The organism is Enterococcus lemanii, assembly GCF_016909125.1.
GTDB classification, from domain to species: Bacteria; Bacillota; Bacilli; order Lactobacillales; family Enterococcaceae; genus Enterococcus_I; species Enterococcus_I lemanii.
Genome location: NZ_JAFBFD010000036.1, coordinates 1 through 16,945 on the forward strand (window position 1 = coordinate 1; position 16,945 = coordinate 16,945).

The following is a 16,945-nucleotide window of genomic DNA, read 5'->3' on the forward strand; positions in this document are numbered from 1 at the left end:
ATACCTATCGCATGAAGGGACAAGGGAAGTACTGGTCGGAAAGTGGCGCAGAAGGGATGCTTCGAATGATTGCGAGCTTGAAGAATCAAGAATTAAATGCTAGCTAGTGGTTTAATTGGACAAGTGATTATGGCGGATGTAATTGACCACGTCCAATACGGTGGCTATGCATACTTTCACGATTGGCACCGTACACGCGCGAAATCAACTTCTTTACTTTTACAAAAAGCAACCCACTCACTCGATTTAGTCAATTGGTATTTAGACAGCCGGCCAGAAAAGGTCGTGGCTTTTGGCGATTTGATGGTTTTTGGCGAAGTGGGGGCTTATAAAAAATTTGGCCAACCTGTCGCCAACGACTTGCATTGCGCCAATTGTCCAATCAACGAGACTTGTGAAGAAAGCATTCAAAACCTAGCCAAAGAAAAGAAAATTTCTTGGTCAGACAATTGGCCAGATAGCTGTGTCTTTCATAGCGAAGTCGATGTTGATGATCACCAAACCGTGATGATTCGTTACGAAAACAAAGCCAAAGCCACCTATCAATTGTGTCAATTTGCGGCTTTTTATAAACGTGAATTCCACTTTTTCGGAACGAAGGGGGAACTTTATTTTGATGATGTCACGAACAAAATTATCGTGACCGATCGCCTAAAAGCCGAAACGTTAACTTATCAAAATAACCATGAAGAAACCAATATGGAACCTGGCGATGAAGAACAATTGCTTGATTTTATCGCAGCAATTCAAACCGATAAAACCCCTGTCTCAAACTTAGAGTCCAGCGTCCTCGCTAGTAAACTCGCTCTAGCCGCCCAACGTTCGATTGATCACGAAACGATTGAACGGGTTTAAAAAGAGAAAAAGAACCTTGTGTTTATAACTAAAAGCACCCTATCAGAAGTCGGCTTTTTGAAAGCGTCTATCTGATAGGGTGCTTTTTATTATTCTAAGAAAATTTATCCTTCGTTAACTTTTATTAATAATACTTCATAAGGTTGTAATTGTAAGTTTTTATTTTTTTCTTTTCCGGTAATTAAATCAATCCCGCTACTAGCTACTTGGATTTCTTTCAATTGTTCTGAAAAATTCATAACAAATTGATAAGTATAATCTTCAAAATCGCGTGATTGAACGGAAACTTCTTTATCCCCTTGAACAACCCATTTATTCAACAGTTGTTTTTCTTGGGCAATTTCTGCATAAAAGGCTTCTAGAAAATCAAATGTTGTGCGTGCACCAATAAAATAGGCAGTCCCTTTACCATAATTATTTTTTGTAATTACAGGTGTATTTGCATAAAAATCTTTTGTGTAGTTCGCTAGTGATTTAGCTTCTTTTAAAGCAAGAATGCTACAGTAATCATGGATTTCAAAAGGCAGTCCTTGATAGATAAGTTGATTTTTGTCTTTTGGATAAAGCGTATCCGTTTCTTTGACTTCTAAACCAAAAATTTCTTGAAGTGTTTTTGGCCAACCACCCAGATAAGTTAAATCTGATTCATTTACATACCCAGTAATATACGTTGAAACTAATGTTCCACCATTTTTAACATATTCTGCAAAGCGCGTCATTGTTTCTTCACGGATTAAATATAGCATTGGTGCAATTACTAAGGTATATTTTGACAAATCTGCATCGGACGTCACTACCTCGACAGCAATATCTTGATCCCAGAAATAACGATAGTGTGCTTGGAGCGTTTGAGGGTATTGTTTTGAAGCATTCGAAAATCCTTGTGCATCATTTAAAGCCCAATTGTTCTCCCAATCATAAATAATCGCAACTTTTGCCTCTTTATAACTGCCTTTAATTTCTTTCATTTTTTCAAGCACTTCTCCAACTTGAGCAACTTCTTTAAATACACGATTTTCCTCACTATTATCATGATCCACGACTGCACCATGAAATTTTTCAGAAGAGCCTCGTGATTTACGCCACTGAAAATAAAGATTACTATCCGAACCATGGGCAATAAATTGCATGGATGATAATAAGTGCATTCCTGGTCGTTTTACCTTATTCACTTCATGCCAATTTACACCACTAGGCGTTGATTCCATAATTAAGAAAGATTTTTGTTTCATACTACGATATTGATCATTAATAAATCCAACCTTACTAGCTAAATCAGCTGTTGTTTCCCAGTCATTATGCCAAGCAGGATAACAATCCCAACTAATTACATCAACGTGCGATGCAAATTTTCCATAATCTAAACTTTGAAAAGGAATTAAATCGTGGGTATCTGCCATAAAGTTTGTCGTAATTGGAATTTCTGGCGTTAACTGACGAATATCTTTAATTTCGTGTTCATAAAAATCAATTGTTTGATCTGTTACAAATCGCTTCCAGTCTAAATTATGCCCATGCACCATTGTCTCACCAATACTTGACGGAGATTCAATTTCAGACCAATCTGAGTAAGCATGACTCCAAAATGGACCCCACCACGCATCGTTTAAATTCTTTAAATTTCCATATTTGTTTTTTAACCATAAGCGGAAATTTTCTTGACAATAAGTACAATGACAGTCCCCAGAGTACTCATTGGATATATGCCACATGTACAATGCTGGGTGAGCACCATAACGTTCGGCTAACTTTCGATTAATGATGCTTATTTTTTCGCGATAAAGCGGAGAAGAGAAGCAGTGATTGTGGCGACCACCATGTAACATTTTTTCACGACGATTATTTGTCCTTAATACTTCTGGGTATTTCTTTGACATCCAAGCTGGTCTGGCGCCACTTGGGGTTGCTAAGATAACATTTCCTCCCATTTCGCCAATGTTATCAATAATTTTATCTAACCATTCGAAATGAAATTCCCCTTCTCTTGGTTCAAGCTGGCTCCAAGAAAACATGCCAATTGAAAAAGTATTCGATTTTGATTTTTTCATCAGTTCCAAATCTTTTTCTAAAATTTCCGGATGATCTAACCATTGATCTGGATTATAATCTCCGCCATGCAATAAACGAGTTTCATTTTGGTAACGTGTCATTTTATCAATCTTATCCTTTCGTGCCACCAGCTGTTAAGCCTGTGACAAAATGTTTTTGTAATGCTAGAAATACAAGAGCGATTGGAATACTAATTAGTATCGCTCCTGCAGCAAAAGTAGTGTAGCTCGCCCCCATTTTGTCAGTAACTAATTTGTATAAACCAATTGGCAGCGTATAATATTCTGGATTACGTAATAGTACTGAAGACAACGCAAAATCACCTAGTGGTCCAGTAAAGCCATTCATCGCAACGACCGCTAGCATCGGACGTGAAAGTGGTAGAATAATTTGCCAAAAGATACGTGTGTTGCTTGCGCCATCAATTTTAGCACTTTCATCTAAATCAAGTGGTATCGTATCAAAATAACCTTTCAACAAATAAGTATTCATTGGAATTTGGCCACCTACATAAATCAAAATTAAAAGCAAGTGACTATTGATCAACCCTAGCATTTGTGCTAAGACAAAAATAGCAATTAATGCACTAAATTGAGGAATCATTTGTAAAAGTAAAAATAAGACTAACGCATTTTTTCGACCTTTAAAACGAAACCTTGAAAAAGAATAAGCAGTCATTGAGACAAAGATTAATGAAAGAAGCATTGTAAAAAGACTCACTTTCAATGAATTCAAATACCATTTACCATAATATAACGTTCCGTCGTTTGAAAAAAGACGGGAGAAATGCGCTGTTGTTGGATTTTTAGGAATTAAACTGGTACTAACTAAACTATTTCCAGGATTAAAACTTGCGGTAATTGTCCAAAGCAACGGATAGATAATAATAACAACCATGAATATCAAAAACAAATACGATAAAACAAGTTTGACATTGTTTTGAGCTTTCATACTTTTTATCTTTTTATTCATACTATACTTCCTCCTTAAAGGAATTGGTGCGCTTAAATTGCCATAAAGCAATCCCAATAACGAAAATTGATAATAAAATCGTCAGTGCTGCGGCCAATGCATACTGGCTATTTTGCATGGTCAATTTATAAATCCAAGAAACCAAAATATCTGTCCCACCAGCTGTTGACCCTGGAACAGCTGGGCCTCCTGCATTAAACAAATAAATAATATTAAAGTTATTAAAGTTAAAAGTAAATTGAGTGATAATAATTGGAGCCATTGAATACAACAATAATGGCAATGTAATTTTACGAAACTGTTGAATGGCAGTTGCACCATCAATCGTTGAAGCTTCATATAAATCTTCCGGAATGGATTGCAATGTTCCCGTTGTGACAATAAAAATATATGGAAAACCAAGCCAACCTTGAATCATTAAGAGTGCTAATCTCGTCCAATTTGCATCCGTCATCCAAGGAATTGGAGCGATATGAAAAAAGCTCAAAATGGACTGATTAATTGCTCCAAAACTATCATTAAACATGCCTGCGAAAATCAAAATCGTCACAAAACCTGGAACTGCCCATGGTAATACTAATATTGTGCGGAAAAATTTTTTAAATCGTAATTTCTTTTGGTGAACAACAACCGCTAAAAAAATACCTAAACTTACTTGTAAAGTTGAAGCAACTAGCGTCCAAATAACAGTCCAGCCTAGAACATTAAAAAAAGTCGCACGCCAAATATCCACGGTAAAGATTTTTTTAAATGTTTCCAAACCAACCCAATTCGCTAGATTTGCTGGCGCAGAATGATATAGATCATAGTTGGTAAAAGCTAAAGCGATACTAAATAAAATCGGGAAGATAACTGAGAAAACTAATAGAAAGAAAGCTGGGCTACTCAACAAGTAGGGATAGCCTTCTGTCAAAAGCGCATGATAGCTTTCTTTTAACGAATTAACCTTCAAGCCTTGATCAAGTAATTCTCCATTTTTATAGGCATCTCGTAAATTTAAATAATAAAAAAATAAACCAAATACAATAACAATCAACGCAATTAAGCCTTCTGCTAGTAAAAAAATAGAGTTATCACGTGGGACTTCCGTGCCTAAAGTAACTAGTCCCCATATCCCCATATTAAATAAATCCGCAAAGACGATAAAATACAAAGCGGTAATTGTCAGAAATAGGAGTCCTTTTAATTTTTGGCGATTGTACAATTGACCCATTCCGGGAATTATTGATAACAGTAATGCTTTTTTTGCTTGTGTAGTCTTTGTGTTTACTGTGCTCTCCATCAAGCATCCTCCTCTTTTATGGAAAAAGGTGACTTTACAGCCACCTTTTTACCTTTCGTTTCATTTAATTGCTACTGGCTGCAATTGATGCTTTGATTTGTTCAACAGCTTGTGGTAAAACTTCACTCGGTTTACCTTTACCTGTTGCAATTGTTTGTAAAGCGGCATCGGTAGGTTCCCAGACAGCGTTCATCGCAGTAATTCCTGGAGTTAATTTCGCAAATTGAGATTGCTTAGAAACAGCTAAAGCACTTTCACTTTCTTGAATTAAAGGATTGTCCGCTAATGAAATCACAGCTGGAACTTCTAATGTCTTTTCGTAACGAACAGCTGAATTTTCAGCGTTCGTAATAAATTCAACAAACTTTTGCGCTAATTCTGTATTTTTAGAGTAACTGCTAACGTTATAGCTTTTCACGCCAATAAATGAACCCATATGCTCACCATTACTTAATAGTGGCAATTCTTTCACACCATAATCAATGCCCGCTTCTTTATAAGGAGTCAAGTTCCATGGTCCTGAAATTACAGCTGCTGCTTTACCTTCTGTAAATAAAGAGTCTAATACGTTAATGCCTTGTTCTCCAATAATACCTGTTGGAAAGACGCCCGATTGATAGAATTCTTGAATATATTCACCGGCTTCAACGGCTCCTTGATTTGCTAGCCCAATATCTGCAGAATTAAAGGTACCATCCGCTTCTTGACCAAAGACATAACCACCATACCCACTCATAATTCCTTGGGCATAATATAATTGATCCCATAAAGCCAGTAATCCATATTGATTATTGGTTAGCATTTCTTTAGAAAAATCAAACCATTCATCAGTCGTTGTTGGCAAATCAGCTTCTGCAACAAGCGCCTTATTGTAGTATAAAATTTGAGTTTCAACCGCTTTAGGCAAACCATACACATTTCCATCGACGATTTGCGATTGCATCGCAGCTTCAGTATATAATTCTTGAGTTGCCGCATCGATATCTAGTTTTGCTAACAATCCTTCTGTAACGGCCGTTCCAATTTGATCGGCTGGAATTGTAATCACATCTGCTCCTGTCCCAGCTGGCCCATCTAAACGTAAATCTTCAACCTGACCTGCGTAAGCTTTTTCAACTACTTTTATTTTCACATCATTTTCTTCTTCAAATTGTTTAACTGCTTCTTCAATTCCACCTTTTTTATCTTGATCCTCCCAAACAAGCAAATCATAATCATTTTTATTCTTAGTGTTTGTTTTGCCTGTTGTTGTCCCTTCTCCTGGACCACAAGCGCCTAAACCAAATGCGAGTGCACTAAACAATAATAAACCTGTCATTTTTTTCATTATTAAAGACCCCTTTCATTTTTGAAAACGTTACCTACAACCTTATAGTAAATTAATTTAGTCTATTTGTAAACATTTTTTTACTAATTAAGATAATTTTTTTAACTATATTTTCTTAATATCTTTCCAACAGCGCGAAATCAAGCGTTTTATCTAGTGTGAAAATTTCGTAAATTTATTTACTAAATCAAGTGTATCCGTTATACTTAAGTCGAGGTGATTATATGGTGACTATAAAAAAAATAGCAGAAGCGGCCGGATTTTCACAAGCCACGGTTTCTCGCTTATTAAAAGGAGACGACTCCTTATCCATTGGGGAAGAAACGCGAAAAAAAATAATCAATACTGCAATTGAACTCGGTTATGACCGTTCTAAAATTAAAACAACCATCGAAAAAATTGCATTATTATTTTGGATGACCAATCAAGAAGAGCTCCAAGATTTATATTTCCACCAATTGCGTTTATCGATTGAAAAATATGCACAAATTAATAATTTAGACATTGTTACTATTAAGCACGAGGACGGTATTCAAGCGCTACCTAAAAACATAGCAGGTTTCATTGGTATTGGCGGATTTTCTAGTTCGGAAATTTATCAATTAAAGAAAATTTGTCCAAATGGTGTTTTTCTTGAAATGAATTCTCAACCTGAATTATTTGATACCGTTAAGCCTGATACGGATCGTATGACTCGTCACGCGATTGATTTATTTATACAAAAAGGCTATGAAAAAATCGGCTTTATTGGCGGTGCCTATCATAACCCAGACTCTGATTATGATGAAGAAGATTCTAGAGAAACCATTTTCCGACAATACCTAACTCAATTAGAAAAATTGGAGGACCAATATATTTTTTCTGGTGGAAAATTTACTGTTCACCAAGGCGCCAAATTAACAGAAAAAATGATTGAGACTTTAGGAAAAGAGCATTTACCCGAATGCATTTTTGTTGCATCAGACACGATTGCCGTTGGAGCTTTGCAAGCATTTAACGAGGCTGGTATTTTAATTCCAGATAAATTAGAGTTAATCAGCATTAACGACAATGAGATTGCTAAATTTGTCTCTCCTCCTTTGACGACCTTAAAAATCGATGTGGAAGAATTAGCGCGAACTGCAATTGACATGCTTGTTGATCAACTACTTTATCCAAGAAAAACAACAAAAACAGTTTTAGTTGGGGCAGAACTTATTGAGCGTAAAAGCTTTACCTTATAAACAAATAACCTTTGAAACCATCGTTTTATCAACGATGGTTTCAAAGGTTATACATTTTATTTATTTTTTTAAAACAGCTAAAAAAGCTTCACCATATTTCTCGAGTTTATTTTGCCCCACCCCTTTAATTTCTAAAAAAGCAAGTGCTGTTTGTGGTTGTTTTTGGGCGAGTTCTTTTAATGTTTGATCCGAGAAGATAATATAAGGGGGTAAATTTTGTTCTTGCGCTAAACTTAAACGTAGTTGTCGTAATTCTTCAAATAATGCATCATTTTCAACGAGTTGTTTCACAACGGTTTGTTTGCGGCTGACTGTTTCTTCGCCTCGTAAGACTTTTACCCCTAAAGGCGAAACCATTAACGTTGGAAATTGGCCGTCAGATGGGGTTAAATACCCTTCTGCTGTTAAATAATCAATGAGACCTGTTAAGTCTTTTTGCGTCCAATCTTTCATTAAACCATAAGTTGGTAATGCCTCAAAACGCCATTGCTTGACTTTTTGGTCATTTGATCCTCCGAGTACTTTGGCAACAAGTGATTTACCAAAACGTTCCCCCATCCGTTTGACACAAGACAAAACTTTCTGCGTCTCAACGGTAATATCAACGACTTCACGTTCATCAAGACAATTACTACAACGACCACAATCGGTGCCATTTTCACCAAAATAGCGCAAAATATAACGCTGTAAACACATTTGCGTGTGTGCATATTGATTCATTTCTTGTAATTTCACGTATTCGCTTTGACGATAGGTGAGATCACTTTCAGATTGTTCAATAAAAAATTGTTGAATTTGTACGTCTTGTGCCCCGTACATCAAGATCGCTTCACTCGGTAAACCATCGCGTCCGGCACGCCCGGCTTCTTGGTAATACGATTCTAAATTACCTGGCATTTGTGCATGAATCACAAAGCGTACGTTACTTTTATTAATCCCCATACCAAACGCGTTCGTTGCCACAATCACCTGGGTCCGATCAAAAATAAAGTCTTCTTGATTTTTTGAACGCTCGACTTCACTTAAACCAGCGTGATACTTACCAACCTTTATTTGTTGGTGACTTAATAAATGGTACAGACGATCCACTTCTTTACGAGTGCTCGCATAAATAATGCCTGCTTGGTCTTTGTTCATTTTTAAATATTGTAGCAAATAAGTATCTTTTTGGTTTTTAACGACTTGAAAAGCAAGATTTTCGCGTGCAAATCCCGTTTTGACTTCATTTTCAAAAGGAATCGTTAATCGTTCACAAATATCTTGCGCAACTTGTGGCGTAGCAGTCGCTGTTAGCGCAATAATTGGGGGCCGTTGATCAAATTGTTGGATTCGTTCAGCCACGCGGAAATAGCTCGGACGAAAATCGTGTCCCCATTGTGAAATACAATGGGCTTCATCCACCGCTAGTAAACTTAAAGGAACATAGCGTAACATTTCTTGAAAATCATAAGATTCCATTCGCTCAGGTGCCACATACAATAATTTCACTTCGCCTTGAGCAGCTTGGCGAAAGCGTTGGCTTGTCTCTTGCGGGGACAAGGTACTATTAATATACGTCGCTGGAATTCCCATCTCATTGAGTTGATCGACTTGGTCTTTCATTAAAGAGATTAGCGGAGAGACAACGAGGGTTAACCCCTCAAGCATTAAAGCGGGTAGTTGATAACAAATCGATTTCCCACCACCTGTGGGCATAATCCCTAATACATTTTCTTTTTTTAAAACTTTCTCTATAATGGCTGCTTGGCCAGGTCGAAACTCGGAGTAGCCAAATTTTTCAGCTAATAATTGATACGGATTGATAAAAATTTCCTCCTTATTTCTTAAAAGCGATCAAAATTTTGATATAAATAAAGTAAATCTTGGCTTTCTTGTTTTAATTTTTGACCAATATTCGTTTCGGCCACCTTTTTACGCTCTTCCACCGATTCGATTAAACGCATGACCGAATGAATATCGGTGCCATTTTCGACGGCATCTTGGATAGAGGTGAACGGTTGATGAGCTGCTAGTTGCATCCCATAGCTATTTGATAATAACGTATAGCCGGCAATTCCCGTCGTCTTTTGGTACGCTTTAGCAAACCCACCATCAATCACAATTAAGCGTTTATTGGCTTTTAGCGGGCTTTCGCCTTGTTTTTCTTTTACCGGCGTGTGTCCATTAATAATATGGCCGTCTTTAGGTAACCCAAAGGCCTGAAGAATTTCTTGGCAAATCGCTTCTTCATTACGCAGTTCGTAATAAGCGTTCTTTTCTTCTAAGTGGCTGCTTTTATCTAAAATATAATAGCGTTCAAAAGTTGTCATGTCTTTTTTACCAAATAAAGAAGAACATTCACCTACCCATAAGTACCACATTAAATCCGTTGCCAAGTCATCATAAACTTTTGGATTTTGATAACAAATGGCCACTTGTTCTTGATAAAAATCAAGCAATTCTTTGCCGGCATAACTTTGATTTTCGATGCGAAGCGATTTGAAGTCCCCATTTTCATGCAGTGGAATACAACCATGGAACAACAAGTTTTGATTATAACACAAATACATCTGACCTTTTTCAAACATAAAGTCCATATGGCGACTCAGTTTTTCCGAATCTTGAAAATTCGTCAGTAAATGAGCTAACAACCCTTCTTCTTCACTAGTTAAACGACATGGATCAAGTGGATCGATTGTCGGTGCAACGAAATCATTTAAAGGATAGGTTTGGCCTTTGATCGTGATCGTTTGTTGCGCATAATCAATTTGATCTAACACAAGACGGTGCGCCATTTGAAAATCAGGTCTTCTTTTGATTAGTTGCCCTTCGAGTTTAAATTGCAAAATGGCACAAGCTTGTTGAATTTGGTTGCATAATAGGCGTTCATTTTTTGAGCAATGATCGTTCGCATCAATCATTGGTTCAAAAGTTGGTAAACTCGTGTAATATTTTTGACTGTACTCTATCAAAGCTCTTAGGTTCATGCCATAGCGGTCTTCTAAAATTGCTAAGTTGCCATAACGTGCTTGAATTCGAATCAAGTTCATTAAAGCCGGCCGAGAGCCCCCCTTAGCGGCCAACCAAACGATATCATGGTTGCCCCACTGGATATCAACGGAGTGCAAACCAATTAAACGTTCCATAATGTCATCGGGTTGGGGGCCTCGATCATAAATATCACCGACAACGTGTAAGTGATCGACGACTAAACGCTGAATCGAAGCCGCCAATGCTCGAATGAGGCGACTGGCTTGATTGAGTTCAATAATTTTATCAATAATTGAGGTGTAATAATCAATTTTATCTTTTTTATTCGTCATTTCATTTAACAATTCTTCAATAACATACGCAAATTTTGGTGGAAAAGATTTACGCATTTTCGAGCGCGTATATTTGCGACCAGCATAAACGGTCACTTGGCTCAAGAGATAGATTTGTTCGCGATACCACTGATTTAACGCTTCTTTGTCCTCGTGTCGTGTTTTTTCAAGCGCTGTTTTTTCGCGTGGGTAATAAATTAAGGTACACAAATCCGTGACCGCTTCTGGTGGATAACCTGCAAGTGACTCTTCGACTTTTGCCCGCACACTACCTGAACCATTGCGCAATACGTGATTAAACGCTTCGTATTCCCCATGAACATCGCTAACAAAATGTTCTGTCCCCTTGGGTAATTGTAAAATCGCTTCTAAGTTAATCATTTCTGTTAAAACGTCTTCTTTTTCAGTGAATTGCCCTTTTAATAGTTGAAAATACTTTTCCTTCATCCCCACACCCCACTTTATTTCCTTTTACTATAGCAAATTCATTCGAACATGTATAGATAAAACAAACAAGTTTAGTGAATCTGCCTTCAACTTTTCAACCGAACTGGAAAAACAAAGACTTCGCGGGCGTGGCCGGCTTCATCGGGTTGGATTTCAGTCACTGGTTGTCCGACAACGACTTCCCCTTGAAAAAGATAATGGGCAGGTTTTAATTTTTCGAATAAAAAAACGCGTTGTCCTGCGATGTTGACTTGGCTTAAATCACGATTTTGCCAAGGCGTTTCGAGACTCTGATTGCCTTTTTTCCCAATTGCGGTAAAATAAAACACGTCTTTTTCCCAACGATTTTGATACAAGCTTTGCGCAGGATCATTGATTAGAACGAGCAGGTGATTTTTCTTTGATTTGCGAATGCCGCCTTCAAATTGACAACCAAAAACTTCGGTGATTAGTTTGTTATTCAAAACCATGCCTTTTTGAGGTAATTCGAGCATACCTATCCCTTCTTTCGCTAATCTTTTAAGCGTTTTTTTAAATAATACTTCGTGACACCTCGCATCGGTAAATCCGCTACTTCACCAAAGACTTCATAACCATGCTTCAAATAAAAATCTAGTGCTTGGTAACTTTTGGTCGTTAATGTAATGTGAATCAAGTCTTGCTCTTGAGCGATTTGTTCGATTGCTTCAAGTAAGCGGCTCCCGACTTGTCGGCCACGATAGCTTGGGCTAACTGCTAAAAGTTGAACGTATAGTGATTCATACGTTTGTTTCGCCACAATTCCACCCGCGACCTGATCATTTTCCCAAGCGGCAAAGGCATACATTTGATCGGCTATCAAAGGAAAATCGGCTACCAGTGTTTGCTCTTCAAAAATCTGATTTAAAATGGGACTCAATCTTTCGACAGTTGTTTTTTTAATTTCCATCTGAACTTCTCCAGTCAAATTGTAAGGCCTTTAACCAAGTATGTGCTAGTAAAAAATGGCCATTTTGATTCGGATGCACCCGATCATTAGATAAAATATAGCTCGACTGCACTTTTAAATACTGATTGACAGCGGCTTGAATATCGACATAAAGCAAGTTATTTTCTCGTGCCAATTGTTTAACGACGGCTTGATATTCTGCAAGTTTAGCAAACATCGGATCGGATAGGTTATTTTCAAACATAAATGGACTCATTAGAACGATTTGTTTGACTTGTGGCTTCGTTTGTTCAACTAAATCTTGATACGTGCATCGGAAAGTTTCTAAGTCAACCAAGTCATTGGGATGGACAAACCGTTGATCAAAATGGCGCCAAACGTCATTAATGCCAATCATAATTGAGACATAATCTGGATTTAACCTTAAAACATCTTGGTGCCAACGAGCCTCTAAATCCGTGACTTTGTGCCCGTTAATCCCTTGATTGATGACCATGATTTCTTTTTCTGGATAAAGTGCGGTCAAAGCTTGGGCGATTATTGCAACATAGCCTTGTCCTAAACTATCAAAACTACCAACCTTTCTTTGATAATCGCGCCCGGCATCCGTGACAGAATCGCCAATAAATAACCATTTACTTTGTTTCTCAAAAAACATAGGCCCACCTCTATTTGTTTTATTTTCTTTATTTTAACATACTACGCTACGATTGCTTGCAGTATCGCCAGTAAATTCGCTTCGTCTTTAGCTAACCAGTCAACCAACTGTGTTTGACTTGAAAACGAGTGTTGGCGCCGGTTTAGCCAAATCGTCTCCCAGCCTGCGTTTTTAGCTCCTAACACATCATTTTCAAAAGAATCACCGACATAATAGGCTTTTTTACCCGATAGTTTCATTTGTTTTTTTGCCAAATCAAAAATCGCTTTGTCAGGTTTCTTTAGCCCCACGGCACCTGAAATGATCTGTTTTTCACGTGGAATCCAGCGCTCTAATTCAAGTTGGTCGATTTTTTTTTGTTGATGATTTGCTGGTCCATTTGTAATAATCCCCATTGGAATTGCTTGCTCTTGGCAATAATCAAGAACTTTGATAATCGTAGGTGATAAGGTAATTTCTTGTTGTGCTTGTTCATAATCCATTTGGAATTGCCACGCAACCTCATCTGAAATTTCAATGCCAAGTGAAAAAAAAGCAGCTTGCATACGGTAAATTTGCATCGCCTCTTGGGTCATTAATCCCCTTTGCGAATAATAAAAAGCCGCATCGCTATACTTTTGTCTCGCACAATAAAGCTCGGTTAAATCGACTGAAAGTGAGGCGAAATTTTTCGCATACGCTTGTTGAAACGGTGCCATTTGATCATACAAAGTATCATCTACATCAAAAACAATCGCAGTCATTTGACTCGCTCCTTTTCCTCTTTTTACTCAGTCTACAAAGCTGAAATTAAAAACTTATGTGGAAAACGGTAACACAATAAAAAAACGAACACATTCTCTTTAAATAAAGTTTGACTTTACTTGTTCTTAATCACAAAAAAAGTCAAACTTGTTTACAGTAAGGTTGACTTTTTTTGCTATACAAGAGACAAATCGAATGCATCCATTGCACTCGCTATGGTCTTTCTCATCCAAATTTACACTTAAAACAATCCACTCACATTGCCGTTTTCATCAACTGCAATGCGTTCGGCTGCTGGTACTTTAGGTAAGCCTGGCATCGTCATAATTGTACCGGTTAAAGCTACGATGAAACCAGCGCCGGCAGAGACTTTTAAGTTACGAATCGTGACATCAAAATCACTTGGGGCACCAATTAATGTCGGGTTATCTGAAAACGAATATTGCGTTTTCGCCACACAAATTGGATAATGACCAAAACCTAAACGTTCTAATTCTTTCATTTCAAAACGAGCCGCAGATGTAAATTGGGCTTGCTTGCCACCATAAACTTTTTGAACGAGTTTATTTAATTTTTCTTCGATTGAATCGGTTAATTCATAAGCAAATTGGAAATTATTTGGTTGTTTAGCCAATTCGATGACTTTTTGTGCGAGTTCAACGCCACCAGCACCGCCTTTTTCCCAAACTTCAGAAACAGCCACATCAACGCCGTATTTTTGACAAGCCGTTTTTACAACTTCTAGTTCTGCTGGCGTATCGGTTGGGAATTGGTTAATGGCAACGACAACTGGTAAGCCAAAGACATTTTGCATGTTGGCTAAATGTTTTTCTAAATTTGGCAGTCCGGCTTCAACCGCTGCGGTATTTTCAGTGGCTAAATCGGTTTTAGCTACACCACCATGCATCTTTAAGGCGCGAATCGTTGCAACTAAAACAACCGCATCTGGCGTTAAATTCGCTTCTCGACATTTAATATCAATGAATTTTTCAGCCCCTAAGTCGCCACCAAATCCAGCTTCCGTCACTACATAATCCGCATATTTTAAAGCAGTCTTTGTTGCAAGTACACTATTACAGCCGTGAGCAATGTTGGCAAACGGGCCACCATGCACAAGGGCAGGTGTTTGTTCTAACGTTTGAACTAAGTTAGGATGAATCGCCTCTTTTAATAATGCCGCCATGCTTCCTTCTGCCTTTAAATCGCCGGCTGTTACGGGTTGGCTTTCATAGTTATAACCGACAATGATTTGTTTTAGCTTCTCTTTTAAGTCGGTCATGTTATTGGCTAAACAAAGAATAGCCATAATTTCAGAAGCAACGGTAATTTCAAACCCATCTTCTCTTGGAACACCATTTACTTTCCCTTGTAAACCACTCACAATATGACGCAATTGACGATCGTTCATGTCGACTGCCCGTTTCCAAGTAACTCGGCGGCTGTCAATTCCTAATGCATTGCCATGGTGAATATGGTTATCTAGTAAGGCAGCTAATAAATTATTGGCGGCACCAATGGCATGAAAGTCGCCGGTAAAATGCAAATTAATGTCTTCCATCGGCACAACTTGGGCATAACCGCCACCTGCTGCGCCACCTTTCATCCCAAAAACAGGACCTAATGACGGTTCGCGTAAAGCTAGCATCGCTTTTTCTCCTAAACGCGTCAAGCCATCCGCTAAACCAACGGAAGTCGTTGTTTTCCCTTCACCAGCTGGCGTTGGCGTAATGGCTGTCACCAAAATTAATTTGCCATTAGGTTGTGCTTGCATTTTGTCTAATTGGTAAATATTTAGTTTGGCTTTGTATTTGCCATATAAATCATAATCCTCTTCTGCTAAACCTAGTTTTTCAGCAATGTTTTTAATTGGTGCCATTTCTGTTTGTTGCGCAATTTCGATATCGCTTAAGAATGTCATATGGATAAGCCCCTTTAAAAAAAGTTTATTTAATATAGTAATACGGCATTTCGCTCCATTTAGCAAGTGATTTTTTGAACTTAATGATCTATTCTTATTATTTCATAACAATTAACACTTTGAAACGTTTGATTATTCGTTTTTTACACAAAGAAAAACCTCCTTCAAAAAAGCGGTTACTTTCTATTTAGGAAAGCTTTTGTTAAAATATTAGATTGTGAGTCCGCTGGGTAATCCGTCATGACTCTTTTTTTAATAAAAAGGAGGAAAAGTATTCATGATTCACCTAAAAAATGTTTCAAAGACTTATCGTGTACCGATTCGAAAAGCGGGTTTTAAGCAAGCCGTGGCCGCTTTTTTCAAGCGCGAATACCGGCAGATTGACGCACTAAAAAAAATTTCGTTACAAATTGAAACGGGAGAGATGGTGGGCTATATTGGCCCAAATGGTGCCGGAAAAAGCACCACAATTAAAATTTTATCTGGCATCTTAGCCCCAGATGAAGGGAAAATTACAATTGCAGGCTTAGACCCATTTACTCAGCGCAAGCAACATGCAAAAAACATCGGTGTTGTCTTTGGGCAACGTACACAATTATGGTGGGATTTACCAGTAGGCGATTCTTTTGAATTACTCAAAGAAATTTATAAAATCCCTACTGCTCAGTATGAACAACGTCTAAGCGAGTTTATCCACTTATTTGAATTAGAAGATATCATCCAAAGACCCGTACGCCAATTAAGTCTTGGTCAGCGCGTTCGTTGTGATATTGCCGCCGCTTTATTGCATCAACCAAAAGTGCTTTTTTTAGACGAACCGACCATTGGACTAGACGCCTATTCCAAACAAAAAGTGCGCGCATTTATTAAACAAATCAATCAAAAATACCAAGTAACCGTGATTTTAACGACGCACGATATGCAAGATATCGAGCAAATTGTCTCACGGGTTGTTTTGATTGGGCACGGTGAATTATTATATGATGGAAAATTAGACGCTTTGGTAGGAAAGTACGGTGGGCCCCAACGGATTCAATTACAATTCCAAGGCGAACTTTTATCGCATGCTTCTTATACCATTTTAGAAGTGACGCAGCGTACAGCCTTCTTACAAGTAAATACCAATCTGGCGGATGTGATTCGCACGCTACAACAAACGATTATTATTGATCACTTAGAAGTTTTTAAGCCCACAATTGATGATGTGATTTTGAATTTATATCAGGAGTACCGCGTATGA

14 protein-coding genes are annotated in these 16,945 nt (G+C 37.8%); 3 read left to right on the forward strand and 11 right to left on the reverse strand.

The annotated features are described in order from the left end of the window. The first annotated feature begins 96 nt into the window (after window positions 1-96). Window positions 97-855, forward strand: a complete 759-nt coding sequence (locus JOD14_RS10185; protein ID WP_239576174.1) for a Gfo/Idh/MocA family protein — start codon at window positions 97-99, stop codon at window positions 853-855. Window positions 856-959: 104 nt separating this feature from the next. Here JOD14_RS10185 and JOD14_RS10190 read toward each other — a convergent pair whose 3' ends face one another. The 4 genes from JOD14_RS10190 to JOD14_RS10205 form a co-directional block, all read right to left on the reverse strand. Beyond that, the gene (locus JOD14_RS10190; RefSeq protein WP_204654710.1) at window positions 960-3,005 is read right to left on the reverse strand and encodes a beta-galactosidase; all 2,046 of its coding nucleotides are present in this window, start codon (window positions 3,003-3,005) and stop codon (window positions 960-962) included. Between the two features lie 10 nt (window positions 3,006-3,015). Next, window positions 3,016-3,876, reverse strand: coding sequence for a galactooligosaccharide ABC transporter permease GanQ (locus tag JOD14_RS10195; RefSeq protein ID WP_204654711.1), 861 nt, complete (start codon window positions 3,874-3,876; stop codon window positions 3,016-3,018). A 1-nt stretch (window position 3,877) separates the two neighbouring features. Beyond that, window positions 3,878-5,158 (reverse strand): galactooligosaccharide ABC transporter permease GanP, encoded by a 1,281-nt coding sequence (locus JOD14_RS10200; RefSeq protein WP_204654712.1) that lies wholly within the window; start codon window positions 5,156-5,158, stop codon window positions 3,878-3,880. A 64-nt stretch (window positions 5,159-5,222) separates the two neighbouring features. Continuing rightward, a complete protein-coding gene (locus JOD14_RS10205; protein ID WP_204654713.1) occupies window positions 5,223-6,485 on the reverse strand; it encodes a galactooligosaccharide ABC transporter substrate-binding protein GanS in 1,263 nt (420 codons plus the stop codon). Between the two features lie 224 nt (window positions 6,486-6,709). Between JOD14_RS10205 and JOD14_RS10210 the strand changes: the two genes are divergently transcribed. After that, window positions 6,710-7,708: a LacI family DNA-binding transcriptional regulator gene (locus tag JOD14_RS10210; RefSeq protein WP_204654714.1), complete on the forward strand. Its 999-nt coding sequence runs from the start codon at window positions 6,710-6,712 to the stop codon at window positions 7,706-7,708. A 60-nt stretch (window positions 7,709-7,768) separates the two neighbouring features. Here JOD14_RS10210 and recQ read toward each other — a convergent pair whose 3' ends face one another. The 7 genes from recQ to JOD14_RS10245 all read right to left on the reverse strand — a co-directional run bounded on the left by recQ (window position 7,769) and on the right by JOD14_RS10245 (window position 15,705). Beyond that, window positions 7,769-9,511, reverse strand: a complete 1,743-nt coding sequence (recQ, locus tag JOD14_RS10215; RefSeq protein ID WP_204654731.1) for a DNA helicase RecQ — start codon at window positions 9,509-9,511, stop codon at window positions 7,769-7,771. A 20-nt stretch (window positions 9,512-9,531) separates the two neighbouring features. Next, window positions 9,532-11,457, reverse strand: coding sequence for a fructose-1,6-bisphosphatase (locus JOD14_RS10220; RefSeq protein ID WP_204654715.1), 1,926 nt, complete (start codon window positions 11,455-11,457; stop codon window positions 9,532-9,534). 86 nt (window positions 11,458-11,543) lie between these two features. Next, entirely contained in the window at window positions 11,544-11,951 is a 408-nt protein-coding gene (locus JOD14_RS10225) for an SRA domain-containing endonuclease (protein WP_204654716.1), read from the reverse strand. A 17-nt stretch (window positions 11,952-11,968) separates the two neighbouring features. After that, the gene (locus JOD14_RS10230; protein ID WP_204654717.1) at window positions 11,969-12,385 is read right to left on the reverse strand and encodes a GNAT family N-acetyltransferase; all 417 of its coding nucleotides are present in this window, start codon (window positions 12,383-12,385) and stop codon (window positions 11,969-11,971) included. Next, the gene (locus JOD14_RS10235) at window positions 12,375-13,043 is read right to left on the reverse strand and encodes an SGNH/GDSL hydrolase family protein (RefSeq protein WP_204654718.1); all 669 of its coding nucleotides are present in this window, start codon (window positions 13,041-13,043) and stop codon (window positions 12,375-12,377) included. Before JOD14_RS10235 ends, JOD14_RS10230 begins: the two co-directional genes overlap by 11 nt. 41 nt (window positions 13,044-13,084) lie before the next feature. After that, the gene (locus JOD14_RS10240; protein ID WP_204654719.1) at window positions 13,085-13,786 is read right to left on the reverse strand and encodes an HAD family hydrolase; all 702 of its coding nucleotides are present in this window, start codon (window positions 13,784-13,786) and stop codon (window positions 13,085-13,087) included. A gap of 242 nt (window positions 13,787-14,028) precedes the next feature. Then, window positions 14,029-15,705 carry a formate--tetrahydrofolate ligase gene (locus JOD14_RS10245; RefSeq protein ID WP_204654720.1) on the reverse strand — a complete coding sequence of 559 codons (1,677 nt, stop codon included), beginning with the start codon at window positions 15,703-15,705 and terminating at the stop codon, window positions 14,029-14,031. 277 nt (window positions 15,706-15,982) lie between these two features. Between JOD14_RS10245 and JOD14_RS10250 the strand changes: the two genes are divergently transcribed. Further along, window positions 15,983-16,945, forward strand: a complete 963-nt coding sequence (locus JOD14_RS10250) for an ABC transporter ATP-binding protein (protein ID WP_204654721.1) — start codon at window positions 15,983-15,985, stop codon at window positions 16,943-16,945.

Bases quoted from the DNA above. Each gene is read 5' to 3' on its own strand.
- JOD14_RS10250 (WP_204654721.1), top strand. From the start codon at position 15,983: ATGATTCACCTAAAAAATGTTTCAAAGACTTATCGTGTACCGATTCGA.
- JOD14_RS10225 (WP_204654716.1), bottom strand. From the start codon at position 11,951: ATGCTCGAATTACCTCAAAAAGGCATGGTTTTGAATAACAAACTAATC.
- JOD14_RS10190 (WP_204654710.1), bottom strand. From the start codon at position 3,005: ATGACACGTTACCAAAATGAAACTCGTTTATTGCATGGCGGAGATTAT.
- JOD14_RS10230 (WP_204654717.1), bottom strand. From the start codon at position 12,385: ATGGAAATTAAAAAAACAACTGTCGAAAGATTGAGTCCCATTTTAAAT.
- JOD14_RS10185 (WP_239576174.1), top strand. From the start codon at position 97: ATGCTAGCTAGTGGTTTAATTGGACAAGTGATTATGGCGGATGTAATT.
- JOD14_RS10220 (WP_204654715.1), bottom strand. From the start codon at position 11,457: ATGAAGGAAAAGTATTTTCAACTATTAAAAGGGCAATTCACTGAAAAA.
- JOD14_RS10205 (WP_204654713.1), bottom strand. From the start codon at position 6,485: ATGAAAAAAATGACAGGTTTATTATTGTTTAGTGCACTCGCATTTGGT.
- JOD14_RS10200 (WP_204654712.1), bottom strand. From the start codon at position 5,158: ATGGAGAGCACAGTAAACACAAAGACTACACAAGCAAAAAAAGCATTA.
- JOD14_RS10210 (WP_204654714.1), top strand. From the start codon at position 6,710: ATGGTGACTATAAAAAAAATAGCAGAAGCGGCCGGATTTTCACAAGCC.
- JOD14_RS10195 (WP_204654711.1), bottom strand. From the start codon at position 3,876: ATGAATAAAAAGATAAAAAGTATGAAAGCTCAAAACAATGTCAAACTT.
- JOD14_RS10240 (WP_204654719.1), bottom strand. From the start codon at position 13,786: ATGACTGCGATTGTTTTTGATGTAGATGATACTTTGTATGATCAAATG.
- JOD14_RS10245 (WP_204654720.1), bottom strand. From the start codon at position 15,705: ATGACATTCTTAAGCGATATCGAAATTGCGCAACAAACAGAAATGGCA.
- JOD14_RS10235 (WP_204654718.1), bottom strand. From the start codon at position 13,043: ATGTTTTTTGAGAAACAAAGTAAATGGTTATTTATTGGCGATTCTGTC.